This window comes from Bhargavaea sp. GQ12 (assembly GCF_059758705.1).
On the sequence record NZ_JCAXEU010000010.1, the window covers coordinates 47,566 to 59,945 of the forward strand.

Consider the following 12,380-nt stretch of genomic DNA (forward strand, 5'->3'; position numbering starts at 1 on the left):
ATCTTCCTCCCTTCCGCAAAGAATCGACTGCAGGTGAATCCATGTCCTATTTAGTGAAGTTGGAGGCGTTTGAAGGCCCCCTCGACCTATTATTGCACTTAATCAACAGGATGGAAATCGATATCTACGACATACCAATGGCAGAACTGACCCGCCAGTACATCGACCACATCCATACAATGCAGGTGCTGGAACTGAATGAAATGAGCGAGTACCTCGTCATGGCTGCAACGCTACTGGCCATCAAGAGCAAAATGTTGCTGCCTGTACACGAAGAAGAGGCTCCGGATACCGATGAGTTTGTGGAAGATGGTCCGGACCCCCGGGACGAGCTTGTGGAGCGGCTCATCGAATACAGGAAGTACAAAGAGGCGGCGGCTACTCTGAAGGAATACGGGGAAGAACGCGGCAAAAGCTTCACAAGGCAACCGGCGGAGCCTTCCCTCACGGAGGGAACCGCCGCCGCACTGCCGGAAGAGGGGCTGAACGTCCATGATATGATTGCGGCTTTCCGAAAAATGATGGAACGCAAAAAACTTAGGGCGCCTCTTATGACAAGGGTCACCCGCCAGGAAATTTCCATTGCGGAAACCATGGAGAAATTGGTCGGTAGGCTTGGGAGGTCCGGGGGCCGGGCCGTATTCTCCGACCTGTTCGAAACAGGCGAACGTTCTGAGTTGGTGGTGACATTCCTTTCATTGCTGGAACTGATGAAACAACAGCGGATCACCGTCGAGCAGGAACGGAATTTTGACGATTTGACCGTCGTCCTCAGGAAGGAAGTTTTGTAGTTTTGGAAAATGGAAATCTGCTGGCCGGACAGGTCGAAAGCCTGCTGTTCGTAGCGGGCGACGACGGCCTGACTGCCAAACAGCTGTCCGAGCTGACGGAGAGCGACCGGGAAGCCGTTGAGCGTGCGCTTGCACAGATTGATGAGGCGTGCAGGCTGGAGGGCAGGGGGCTGCGCGTTGTGGAATTGGCAGGCACATTCCGGCTTGCGACAAAACCCGAACACGCGGATGCGGTCCGCCGCCTGCTTGAAAACCCGACATCTCAGGCACTCACTCAGGCATCCCTGGAAGTGCTCGCAATCATCGCGTACCGGCAGCCGATCACGCGCGTCGAAGTGGAGGAGATCAGGGGCGTGAAGTCTGAACGGCCGATCCAGACCCTTGTGGCGAGGGGGCTGGTGAAAGAAGCCGGCCGCGCACAAGGGACAGGCAGGGCAATCCTTTACGGAACCACCGATATTTTTCTGGATTACTTTGGCCTTGCAAGCCTGGAAGATCTTCCTCCGCTCGCCGGCAGGGACGATGAAGCAGCCGATGAAGAAATGGATCTGTTCATGACGAGTTTCACAGAAACGTTCGATGAAGAAGGATCCGAAGAATAACGACGGAAGGCGGTGGACCTTGATAAAGCGGATATCCGCAATAATGGCGGTGCTCCTGTTTGTCTGTACCTTTCCGGCTGCAGCTTCTGCAGCGCAGGCATATGCGGTTATCGATGCCGAGACCGGCAGACTTCTGAAAGGAGCCAATGAGGACGCCCGTCTGCCCATAGCGAGCCTGACGAAAATCTGGACGGCGCTCACATATATCGATGCGGCCGGGACAGATGCTGCGGTCACGGTTTCCAAAAATGCCTCGAATCAGGAGGGCTCATCCATCTATCTCCGTTCCGGCGAAAAAGTTTCGGCAGAGAAACTTCTGTATGGGCTGATGCTTCGTTCAGGCAACGATGCAGCGGCCGCGCTGGCCGAAGACGCGGGGGGATCGGTAGAGGGATTTGTTGACATGATGAATGAAAAGGCCCGGTTGGCCGGCCTGGAAAGTACGGTATTTACGAACCCGTCGGGCCTTCATGATGACTTGCATCTCTCGACGGCCTACGAAACGGCGCTTATGCTGAAGTATGCAATGGATAACAATAGCCTGAAAAAAATTTCTTCCACTACCCTATACAATTACGGTGACGGAGCCTGGCAGAACAAGCACCGGCTTGTCCGTGGCGAGGGGGAGGCGGTGGCCGGGAAGACGGGTTTCACCAAGACTGCAGGCCGCACGCTTGCCACCCTCTTCGAAAAGGATGGCAAACGGGTAATTGTTGTCACCCTGAATGACGGCGATGACTGGAACACCCATCGGAATCTGTCTGCGGAAGTTTTCCGGTCTTATAAAAAAGTCATTGTCGCGGAACAAGGAACCTATCAGGTTCTTCCCGGAATCCGCGCAGAGCTCGAGAAGCCGCTTGCGGTCCTGCTTTCGGAAAAAGAGATGGAGGATGTTTCTCACGCCGCCATCATTCCTCGCGGTGCGGGGGACGGTATTTGGCAGGTGCGCCTGGATGGAGTGCCGATTGCCGCTGCAAAACTGAAGATTGAACGGAGATGACCGCCTCGTTGCCGATGCGGTCTTCTTTTCATTTCCCCATGGTTGTGACATAATTTTGTGCAGTAAATGTGATGGGGTGACCAGATGGAAAGACTTCAGAAAGTAATCGCGGCGGCGGGTATTGCGTCACGGCGAAAGGCAGAACAGCTGATCGCTGACGGAAGGGTGACAGTGAACGGCAAGACCGTCACGGAACTCGGAACCAAGGTCAGCGCTTCTGACAAGATAGAAGTGAACGGTGTACGTCTCGAGCGGGAGGAAAAAGTGTACTATTTGCTTTATAAGCCGCGCAGTGTCCTATCTGCGGCATCCGACGACAAAGGCCGGAAAACGGTCGTCGACCTATTCCCGGAGGTCGAGGAGCGGCTTTATCCGGTCGGCAGGCTCGACTATGACACTACAGGGATCCTCCTTCTTACGAACGATGGGGAATTCGCCTACCAGATGACCCACCCGAAATTCGAAATCGAAAAAACATATGTGGCACGCACCAAAGGAATCCCGACGAAAGAGCAGCTGAAGCAACTTGAGCGGGGCATCGTCCTGGAAGACGGAAAGACCGCTCCTGCAAAGGCCAAGTTGCTCAGCATGGACAAAAAGACAGGCAAAGGGATCGTCCAGCTGACAATTCACGAAGGGAAGAACCGGCAGGTGAAGCGCATGTTTGAAGCGATCGGTTGCCCGGTACAAAAGCTGAAGCGGGAATCATTCGGCTTTTTGGACCTGCATGGATTAAATGCCGGTGACCGGCGGGAGCTCACGGCACACGAAGTGAAGCAACTGCGCGTTCTTGCTGAAACAGGAAAGCTCCGGTAAGCCGGAACGTTCACAAACCCTTCATATGTCACGATTTTGGCGTGTTACGCCTTTGTTATAATGGAGAATGAACTGTCCCATCCTGGAAATACCGAAAGAGAGGTGACTTCGGATGTCATCGCAGCAAGACCGGGAAAAAAAGAAGAAAAGACAGCAGATCATCCGGACCGCCATTCTGGGCGTACTGGCGATTGCGATCATCTATACCATCGTGGTCAATGTAACCGCAAACGAAGACATTGTGGAAGTCGGTGACGAAGCCCCGGACTTCATGCTCGTCGACCTTGAAGGCAATACTCACCAATTGTCCGACTACCGCGGTGAAGGAGTTTTCCTGAACTTCTGGGGTACATGGTGCGGTCCCTGCAAAAAAGAAATGCCGCATATGGAAAAGTACTACAATGAGTTCAAGGACGAGGGCGTCAACATTCTGGCAGTCAATATCGCCGAATCGGATCTTAAAGTACAGTCTTTCGCCAACACCTACGGACTCAGTTTTCCGATTGTGATCGATAAAACGAAAAGTGTCCGGGATGCCTATAACATCCGCCCGCTGCCCACCACACTCCTTATCGGACCGGACGGCAAGGTGAAGAAGATCATCCAGCAGGAGATGAGCGAAGAAGAGATCAAGACCTACATGGAAAGCATCATGCCCAGCTAAGGAGTCCTGACAACCATGAGTTTCATTAAATGCGAATGCGGCCATCAAAACCCCGAAGGCACAGATATATGCCAGAACTGCGGTCGGCCGCTTTCAAAAGAAGAGAAATCAAAGCGTCTTGCTGATATGCGCTACGACGGAGCAGCGATCCGTTCGAAAACACATAAACGCTCGATTGTGGACAAGATATGGAACTTTTTCTCCAGTGTCAAGATCGGCGTCAGCATCATTATCGCCATTCTGGTCGCATCAGCGATCGGGACGATCCTGCCGCAGGTGTTTTATGTGCCGGCGACCAGTGAGGCGCAGGCAGCACAGTACTACGAGGACAACTACGGTCTGTTCGGCAAGATCTACAACGCGCTCGGACTAAGTGATCTGTACGGCTCCTGGTGGTTCATGACACTTGTCGGCATGCTGGGCATTTCGCTTGTCGTCGTCAGCCTGGACCGCGGGATCCCGCTATACAAATCTCTGAAAAATCAGCGTGTCGACAGGCACCCGAGTTTCCTGAAGCGCCAGCGCCTTTACGGTGAGGGGAACGTTCAGGATCCTGATGCGGTCATGCAGAAGGCAGCTGAAAAGCTGAAGGAAAAAAGGTACAAGATCCGTGAGAAAAACGGCGCACTGCTTGCTGAAAAAGGGCGCTGGGCCAGGTGGGGGCCCTACGTAAACCACCTTGGCCTGATCCTTTTCCTGTTCGGTGTCATGCTCCGGGCGCTTCCCGGATTCTACGTGGATGAATCCATGTGGATCAGGGAAGGTGAAATCTCGGCGGTCAAGGGTGCGCCGGGACTGTACCTCGAGAACAAGGGCTTCTCATTCGACATGTATACACAGGAAAATACGAATGAAGTCTTTAGCGAGGCAATCGACCGGGTAGGATCTGTGGCATCCAATTACCAGACAGACGTCGCGCTATATGAGACGCCTGAGGGGGCTCTGCCCGGCTCCACGAATGCCGAACTTGTCAAAGAGTATTCAATCGTCGTCAACAAGCCGCTGAAACATGAAGGGTTCCATATCTTCCAGATGGATTTTAAGCTGGATGAGCTAAGCGCGATGACATTTGCGCTGGAACAAAAAGAATCCGGGGAATCCCTCGGGGAACTGACAGTCAATCTCGCCGATCCGCAAAAGGAATACGACCTGGGGAACGGAGCGAAGGTTGAGCTGCTGGATTATTACCCGGACTTCAGCGGTTTTGAAGACGGAGAGCCGCAGACAGCGACGCCTGTCCCGAACAATCCGGCTTTTCTCTTCAAGATGACCACGCCTGAAACACCGGAGGGAGAGACAAGCTTTGTGGCCATTCGCCAGACACTTGAACCTCTCGGTGAAAACACCTACAAGCTCGCCTTCCAATCGGCCGATACCCGCGACGTATCCGGTTTAACAGTCAGGAAAGACAAGACAATTCCGGTCATCGCGCTTGGCGGTCTGATCTTTATGATCGGTGTCGTGCAAGGCTCCTACTTTAACCACCGCCGTTTCTGGATCAGGAAGTCGGATGACGGCCGGATCCAGGTTGCCGGCCATACAAGCAAGAACTGGGTGGCCTTGCAGCGCGAACTGGATGCGGTGACGGAACATGCGGGATTGCCTGCTTATACCGACCAGCGTGACAAGGAAGGGCACTCGGATAAATCGGAAGGAGTTTCCAATACATGAACTTAGTAGATCTTAGCGGAAATCTCCTCTTCACCGCGTTTGTTGCATATCTTGCCGGGACGATTTTGTTCGGCGGTGCGGTGAAAGGATCAAAAAATGAGGCATCAGCCTCGAACAAGCGTTGGGGCAAACTTGGCATCACGGTGACCATCATCGGATTCCTGGCGCACCTGAGTTACTTTATCACCCGGTGGATCGCATCAGGACATGCGCCGGTCAGCAACATGTTTGAATTCACAACGGCATTCGGGATGCTGCTTGTAGGAGCGGCCATCCTGTTCTACTTCCTTTATAAGTCGCCTCTCGTCGGACTGTTTGCGCTTCCGATCGCTATCGTCATCCTCGGATATGCGGCGATGTTCCCGCGGGATATCCAGCCGCTGATCCCGGCTCTGCAGAGCCACTGGCTGACAATTCACGTTATCACCGCGGCACTCGGCGAGGCGATTCTTGCGATCTCTGCGGTCGTCGGCCTGATCTATCTGCTTAAGAATATCGACCTGACTAAGAAATCGAAGGAACGGACTTGGCTGGAATTCATTATGTTCACTCTTGTGCTCGTCCTCGGTTTTATCGTGGTCACAGTCGGTTTCCGGGCAGCGGGCTATGAAGCGGCATTTGACTATGTCGACAAAAACGGCGCGCAGGCCGAAGTGGTCTACCATATGCCGGCGCTGTTCGGAATGAACGAATACAGCGCGAAGACAGAGGGCACGATGCAGCCGCTTGCGGAAATGCCTGCAATCATTAATGCAAAAACGCTCACGACATTTACTTGGTCGGTCATCACAGGAATCATCCTGTACTTCTTGATCCGACTGATTTCCCGCCGCCGCATCGCCGAGCTTGTAAAGCCGCTTGCGGTCAAGGCCAATTCCCAGCTGATGGATGAAATCGGATATCGCTCCGTCCTGATCGGCTTCCCGGTCTTCACGCTCGGTGCACTCATCTTCGCAATGATCTGGGCACATGAAGCCTGGTCGCGCTTCTGGGGTTGGGACCCGAAGGAAGTCTGGGCGCTCATCACCTGGCTGTTTTATGCCGCTTATCTCCATCTCCGCCTCTCGAGGGGCTGGGAAGGCCGCAAATCGGCCTGGCTGGCGGTTATCGGCTTTGCCATCATCATGTTCAACCTGGTGGCCGTCAACCTCGTCATCGCCGGCCTCCACTCCTATGCCTGATAAAGAACAGATCCTCCGGTTTATGCCGGAGGATCTTTTTTGCGTATTATTCTCTACAGGGACTGTCCGGTCACAGCGATTCGTTTTCAATTTTCTGCTCCGGACGGTACAATAGTAAGAGAAGAGCAGTGCAGTTGAAAGGGGAAATGGTTTGTGACTGAACAGGTTTCCATCCTCGTCGTCGATGATGAAGAACGCATCCGGCGATTGCTTAAAATGTATCTGGAGCGAGAGGGCTACGAAGTCGAGGAAGCGACTGACGGTGACGAGGCACTGGAGATGGCGCTGGGCCGCGATTATGATTGCATCCTTCTTGATATCATGATGCCCGGAAAAGATGGCGTGGAAGTGTGTACCGCGCTTCGCGAAGAAAAGATGACACCGGTCATCATGCTGACTGCCAAAGGTGAAGAAGCAAACCGGGTACAGGGCTTTGAAGCAGGCGCTGATGACTATATCGTCAAGCCGTTCAGCCCGAGGGAAGTCGTTCTCCGCGTTAAGGCGGTTCTCCGCCGATCCGCAAATTATGCTTCGGTTGACCCTCAGGCTCCGAAAGATTTGGTCGTCTTCCCTCACCTGATGATTGACAACGATGCACACCGCGTCACGGCAGAGGGCAAAGAAGTGAATCTCACCCCGAAGGAATATGAGCTGCTTTACTTCCTCGCCAAAACACCTGACAAGGTGTTCGACCGTGAGCAACTGCTGAAGGAAGTATGGCACTATGAGTTCTTCGGTGATCTCAGGACGGTGGATACGCATGTGAAGCGGCTGCGCGAGAAACTGACAAAAGTCTCTCCGCGTGCAGCGAAGATGATCGTGACCGTATGGGGCGTCGGCTACAAGTTCGAGGCCGGCAATGAATAGGATATGGAACAGCATCGTCGGGAAGCTATGGGCAACCATATTGCTTCTCGTTTCATTTGTTCTGTTCATTGTGAGTGTGCTGCTCCTTGAGTTTCTTGGGAATTTTTACGGAAACCAGGCGGAAAGCGCTCTTCGCCAACAGGCGCTCACGATTTCAAAGATCGTCGATCAGCATGAAGACCCCTCCAACTCACTTTTCGTCATAGATGATCTTCTCGGCGAAGATACGAGTGCGTTGATCACCTCGCCTTCGGGAGAAGTGGTCAGCGCCTTCCATGAAGAAGGAAACGGCGAGGAAATCCGTGAAATCCTCCTTGGGGACAAGGATCTTACAAAAGTGTTCAATGTAGATGAGCCGGTGATCAAGGAGATGAATCTTCCTTCGCCGTCGGAGGCGGACCGGATGGAGTCATATTCAGTCCTGGCAGCCCCTCTCCATGAGGCAGAAGAACTGAATGGTGCGGTGTTCGTCTACCAGAGCATGCAGGCCGTGCATGATACGGTCCGGCAGACAACCTATATTGTCCTTTTGTCTGCATTTATCGCATTTGTCCTGACGACATTCTTCGCCTTCTTCCTGTCCTCGAGGATCACCTCCCCGCTTCGGAAACTGAAGGAAGCAGCGAACAGCCTTGCAGAGGGCCGATATGATACAGAAGTGCCTACGCCGCAACATGATGAAATCGGGGATCTGGCCGTGGCCTTCAATAAGATGGGCCGCCAGGTAAAGCACAATCTGGAAGTGATCGGACAGGAAAAAGAGCAGCTCCAGAACATCCTCACTTCGATGACGGATGCCGTCATCTCTTTTAACCGGGACCGTTCAATCCTGCTGACAAACCCGCCTGCGGACCGTCTTTTGAAGAAATGGCGGGATGCGAGAAAAGACCAGGAGGGAGATCTCCCTGACGAAATCACGGGCATGCTTGACCACGCCGCCATGTACTCGGAAGAAGTCGAGGATGAATTGGCTCTGGACGGCCAGTATTTCGACATCACGATCAGCCCGCTGTACAGCGGAAACAACATCCGTGGTGCGGTAGCAGTGTTCCGGGACATGACGGAGCAGCACCGACTGGATAAAGTGCGGACTGATTTCCTCGCGAACATCTCCCACGAGCTGAGAACGCCGATATCGATGCTGATTGGTTACTCCGAAGCACTCAGTGACGGGATTGTCGATACGGATGAAGAACGTGAAGAAATGATGAAAATCATACGGGACGAGGCGACACGGATGGGCCGTCTCGTCAATGACACGCTCGATCTGACCCGTCTGGAGTCCGGCTATATGAGGCTCTACAAGGAACCGGTAGCCGTCAGGCCGATGGTGGAAAGAATTGCATCCAAATTTATACAGAAGGCGAAAGATGCAGAAATCACCCTGGCTGTTTCTGCAGAAGGAGCCGGCAGTGCAATCGTCGAACTGGATGAAGACCGGATCGAACAGGTGATGACCAATCTGATCGATAACGCCATCCGCCATACTCCTTCCGGCGGCAGTGTTGAAGTCAGATCTTCCGTTTCGGACGGACTGCTTGAAGTGGCGGTCGCCGATACCGGATCCGGCATCGCAGAGGAAGACCTGACGTATGTGTTCGAGCGGTTCTATAAGGCCGACAAAGCAAGAACAAGAGGAAAAGGCGGCACGGGACTCGGGCTCGCCATCGCGAAAAACATTGTTGAGTCACATGGCGGATGGATCCGGGCTGAGAGCAGTCTCGGCAAGGGAACGACGATGACATTCAGCATCCCATATGACGGACAATGAAACTTTTTTGGCCTGAGTTCGACCAATAACAGTGAACGGAGGGCAGCCGATGGATGAATCCGTATTTCATCGGATCTACGAGGAATACCACCAGGATGTCTACCGGTTCCTCATCTACCTGACAAAAGATCGGGCGCTCTCCGAAGATCTGCTGCACGAAGTTTATGTGCGCGTTCTGAAGTCATATGGAAGTTTTCAGGGCAGAAGCAGTGAGAGGACCTGGCTTTTCTCAATTGCTAAAAATGTAGCGTTCGATCATTTCAGAAAAGCAAACGTCAGGAAAAAAAGGACAGATGATTCGTACGACTGGGAGATTGCCCAGCCTGCGGACAAAGGGCCCACCCCTGAGGAGGCCGCCTTGCATTCAGACGAGATGAGCCGCCTGTTCGGAGTGCTTGATGCATGTACAGACGATCAGAGGGCTGTACTTATCATGAGATATTTGCAAGAGCTGTCGATCGCCGAAACGGCTGATGTGCTCGGCTGGACAGAGGCGAAAGTCAAGACGACCCAACACAGGGCCGTCAGAAAAGCTAGGGAATTGCTGGAGAAATCGGGCGGACTGGGAGGTGGCTGACGATGAGCAAAGACAAAAAAAGTGAAGATGAAGTCGGCCGCTGGATGACTTCCGTAACGAAACCAGTAGACAACAGGAGCCGTGAAGAGATTCTGGCGCGTCTGAAAAACGATCCCCGTCTGAAACGGCCATCACCAATCCGAAAGTGGTTTCCGGCCGGAGTGGCCGCTGCGGCGCTCCTGGCTGCCGGCATACTTATCCCTTCGATGATGGATGAAGGCCGGGATATGAGCATCCAGGACGCGGCAACCGAGCATTCAGAGGATGCGGCACAGATGACTGCTGAATCGGATAGCCGGCCGGAATCCGGTGCAGTGGAAGAAAACAGTGCGTTGTCGGATAAGGGACCGGAAGAAACGGCTGATCTTTACAGTGCGAACTTGTCCATGTCCGGACCTGTCATCGGAGCGGTTTATCCTGATAAATTGGAAGGTCTCGTTCCATTCCGTATCGGCCTTGTCGAAGCGGCGAATGTGATACCCGTGACATTCCTGATCTCAGAAGAGACGATAAAGTCGGATTTCGGCGGTGATATACCCGGACAGGTCGACCTCTATAACCGGTATGCACCACAGATTGATGAAGAGGGCCTTGGTTTTGATGACTACCATCCGTATGACGGAACGATCAGTGGCGTGGATGGGGAAGTGACACTGAACCTGACCGACACACATTCCTACGACATCGCAAGCGCTGCAATCGGGGCATTCACAGAGTCGGTGCAGGCTACGTTCAGAACTGAAAAGTCGGTGTTCCTGATGGAGGACGGAACTCCTGCAGAATTCGGCCAGGTCGGCCCGCTGCCGGAAATTCCTCCGGATAAGGAGGGGGCAGTGTACTTCGCCTATGAGAAAAGTGACGGCTCCACTGTCCTTGCACCGGACCGGCACCTTGACGCTGCTGATGCAGCCGAGGCGATCAGCCTGATGAAGGACCGGACAAATGATCTGTATAAGCCGGTCGTTCCGGAAAATGCCGATTTTACAGTAGACCTGCCCGTTGATGCCGATGTTCTGACAGTAAGCTTCAAAGAACCGTTTGATTTCAACGGGATGGAAGAACAGGATGCCGCAAAGATGATCGACGGCATGGCATTGACCGCGGCAGAATATGATCTCCGTATCCGCTTTGAGAATGCCATTAATCCTCCTGGCGGATACCGCCTTGAAGAAACGCTTCCGCTTCCTGCTGGTCCAAACGGAATAAATTTGAATATAGACAACTGAAACGAGCACGTTTTCCATTATTATTTGCTTAATTTAGGACAGAACAGTTTACAAATCATTTGCTTTTTCGTATGATAGGTTTGTAATAAAAAATAACCATATATGATTCATCTTCGGGGCTGGGTGAAATTCCCGACCGGCGGTGATGGGGCATATGCCCCTAAGCCCGCGAGCCGCAAGGCAGGATTTGGTGCGATTCCAAAGCCGACAGTAAAGTCTGGATGGGAGAAGGTGAAGGCACGGCCGTTTCTGTCTGTATTTTATACGGATAGGTAACGCCTATTAAGCTTGCCTTTCTCCCCTGGACGGATTACCGTTCAGGGGTTTTGATTTGGGGCAGGTGTTTAGGAGCCGTCGTCCTTCCTTCGTTGAAGAGGATCAACAGAAGGAGAGAAAGTGTCATGAAGAAAAATTTGCGCCTGCGGTCCATGATCGCGATCGCCATGCTGAGCAGCATTTCGTTTGTGCTCATGCTGTTCAACTTCCCGCTGCCGCCGTTCCCTGCATTCCTGCAGGTCGACTTCAGTGAAGTGCCGGCCATTATCGCGGCAATCACAATGGGACCGGTTGCCGGTATCCTCGTTGAACTGCTTAAGAACGTCCTCGACTGGCTTTTCTCGGGAAGCCCGACAGGTGTACCCGTCGGCCATATGGCCAACTTCGCGACAGGCGTCCTGTTCATCCTGCCGGTCTGGTGGGTGTACCATCGCCTCTCGAATGCAAAAGGCATGACCACCGGCCTGATTCTAGGCACGATTTCGATGGCGGTCGGCATGAGCCTGCTGAACTACGTGCTCTTCCTCCCGCTGTATGTGAAGTTCATGAACTTCCCTGTTATGTCGGGTGAGGAGCTTTACCAGATGATCGTACTCGGAATCCTGCCATTCAACCTGCTGAAGGGGATTATCCTCGCAGCCATCATCCTGCTGCTGTTCCGCAGCATGCATCGGTGGATCGAAAAACAGCGCGCCGTTTACCTGGGGTAATCCTCCTGAGCGGCCAGCATCAACTTTACCTAATCAAGGACTGATCCGGATAACACCGGATCGGTCCTTTTTCATTTTGACCGGGTGATCTCCCTGAACCCAAGCGAGAAGAGGCGTGCCCTCAAGTTTGCGTACGAAACCGGGAAGTTCGCGTACGAAAAGAGGCGAGCCCTCAAGTTTGCGTACGAAACCGGGAAGTTCGCGCACGAAAAGAAGAGTGCCCCTCAA

At 53.2% G+C, this 12,380-nt stretch carries 12 protein-coding genes and 1 riboswitch; all 12 genes read left to right on the top strand.

From position 1 onward, the window contains the following. Nucleotides 1-41 precede the first annotated feature (41 nt). The 12 genes from AC6CHQ_RS10500 to AC6CHQ_RS10555 all read left to right on the top strand — a co-directional run bounded on the left by AC6CHQ_RS10500 (nt 42) and on the right by AC6CHQ_RS10555 (nt 12,152). Nucleotides 42-791, top strand: a complete 750-nt coding sequence (locus tag AC6CHQ_RS10500) for a segregation/condensation protein A (protein ID WP_498081523.1) — start codon at nt 42-44, stop codon at nt 789-791. 2 nt (nt 792-793) lie between these two features. After that, complete coding sequence (gene scpB, locus AC6CHQ_RS10505) at nt 794-1,393, top strand: SMC-Scp complex subunit ScpB (protein WP_498081524.1); 600 nt, start codon at nt 794-796, stop codon at nt 1,391-1,393. Between the two features lie 19 nt (nt 1,394-1,412). Then, nucleotides 1,413-2,393, top strand: coding sequence for a D-alanyl-D-alanine carboxypeptidase family protein (locus tag AC6CHQ_RS10510; protein ID WP_251239773.1), 981 nt, complete (start codon nt 1,413-1,415; stop codon nt 2,391-2,393). 84 nt (nt 2,394-2,477) lie between these two features. Further along, nucleotides 2,478-3,209 carry a pseudouridine synthase gene (locus AC6CHQ_RS10515; protein WP_251239774.1) on the top strand — a complete coding sequence of 244 codons (732 nt, stop codon included), beginning with the start codon at nt 2,478-2,480 and terminating at the stop codon, nt 3,207-3,209. Between the two features lie 112 nt (nt 3,210-3,321). After that, nucleotides 3,322-3,873, top strand: coding sequence for a thiol-disulfide oxidoreductase ResA (gene resA / locus AC6CHQ_RS10520; RefSeq protein ID WP_092048773.1), 552 nt, complete (start codon nt 3,322-3,324; stop codon nt 3,871-3,873). A gap of 15 nt (nt 3,874-3,888) precedes the next feature. Further along, nucleotides 3,889-5,544, top strand: a complete 1,656-nt coding sequence (resB, locus tag AC6CHQ_RS10525) for a cytochrome c biogenesis protein ResB (RefSeq protein ID WP_092048771.1) — start codon at nt 3,889-3,891, stop codon at nt 5,542-5,544. Further along, nucleotides 5,541-6,725 (top strand): c-type cytochrome biogenesis protein CcsB, encoded by a 1,185-nt coding sequence (ccsB, locus tag AC6CHQ_RS10530; RefSeq protein WP_092048768.1) that lies wholly within the window; start codon nt 5,541-5,543, stop codon nt 6,723-6,725. The genes resB and ccsB overlap by 4 nt, the downstream gene beginning before the upstream one ends. Nucleotides 6,726-6,878: 153 nt before the next feature. Then, nucleotides 6,879-7,592, top strand: a complete 714-nt coding sequence (locus tag AC6CHQ_RS10535) for a response regulator transcription factor (RefSeq protein WP_092048766.1) — start codon at nt 6,879-6,881, stop codon at nt 7,590-7,592. After that, complete coding sequence (locus AC6CHQ_RS10540) at nt 7,585-9,363, top strand: ATP-binding protein (protein WP_092048763.1); 1,779 nt, start codon at nt 7,585-7,587, stop codon at nt 9,361-9,363. The genes AC6CHQ_RS10535 and AC6CHQ_RS10540 overlap by 8 nt, the downstream gene beginning before the upstream one ends. A 49-nt stretch (nt 9,364-9,412) precedes the next feature. Continuing rightward, nucleotides 9,413-9,940, top strand: coding sequence for an RNA polymerase sigma factor SigX (locus AC6CHQ_RS10545; protein WP_092048761.1), 528 nt, complete (start codon nt 9,413-9,415; stop codon nt 9,938-9,940). Nucleotides 9,941-9,942: 2 nt separating this feature from the next. Continuing rightward, nucleotides 9,943-11,166, top strand: coding sequence for a hypothetical protein (locus AC6CHQ_RS10550; protein ID WP_092048758.1), 1,224 nt, complete (start codon nt 9,943-9,945; stop codon nt 11,164-11,166). Nucleotides 11,167-11,271: 105 nt separating this feature from the next. Beyond that, nucleotides 11,272-11,403: riboswitch (FMN riboswitch) on the top strand. Between the two features lie 164 nt (nt 11,404-11,567). Then, entirely contained in the window at nt 11,568-12,152 is a 585-nt protein-coding gene (locus AC6CHQ_RS10555; protein ID WP_092048755.1) for an ECF transporter S component, read from the top strand. Nucleotides 12,153-12,380: the final 228 nt, after the last annotated feature.

Coding starts and splice junctions, on each gene's coding strand:
- AC6CHQ_RS10540 (WP_092048763.1), top strand. CDS start 7,585: ATGAATAGGATATGGAACAGCATCGTCGGGAAGCTATGGGCAACCATA.
- AC6CHQ_RS10515 (WP_251239774.1), top strand. CDS start 2,478: ATGGAAAGACTTCAGAAAGTAATCGCGGCGGCGGGTATTGCGTCACGG.
- AC6CHQ_RS10500 (WP_498081523.1), top strand. CDS start 42: ATGTCCTATTTAGTGAAGTTGGAGGCGTTTGAAGGCCCCCTCGACCTA.
- AC6CHQ_RS10545 (WP_092048761.1), top strand. CDS start 9,413: ATGGATGAATCCGTATTTCATCGGATCTACGAGGAATACCACCAGGAT.
- resA (WP_092048773.1), top strand. CDS start 3,322: ATGTCATCGCAGCAAGACCGGGAAAAAAAGAAGAAAAGACAGCAGATC.
- AC6CHQ_RS10555 (WP_092048755.1), top strand. CDS start 11,568: ATGAAGAAAAATTTGCGCCTGCGGTCCATGATCGCGATCGCCATGCTG.
- AC6CHQ_RS10550 (WP_092048758.1), top strand. CDS start 9,943: ATGAGCAAAGACAAAAAAAGTGAAGATGAAGTCGGCCGCTGGATGACT.
- resB (WP_092048771.1), top strand. CDS start 3,889: ATGAGTTTCATTAAATGCGAATGCGGCCATCAAAACCCCGAAGGCACA.
- ccsB (WP_092048768.1), top strand. CDS start 5,541: ATGAACTTAGTAGATCTTAGCGGAAATCTCCTCTTCACCGCGTTTGTT.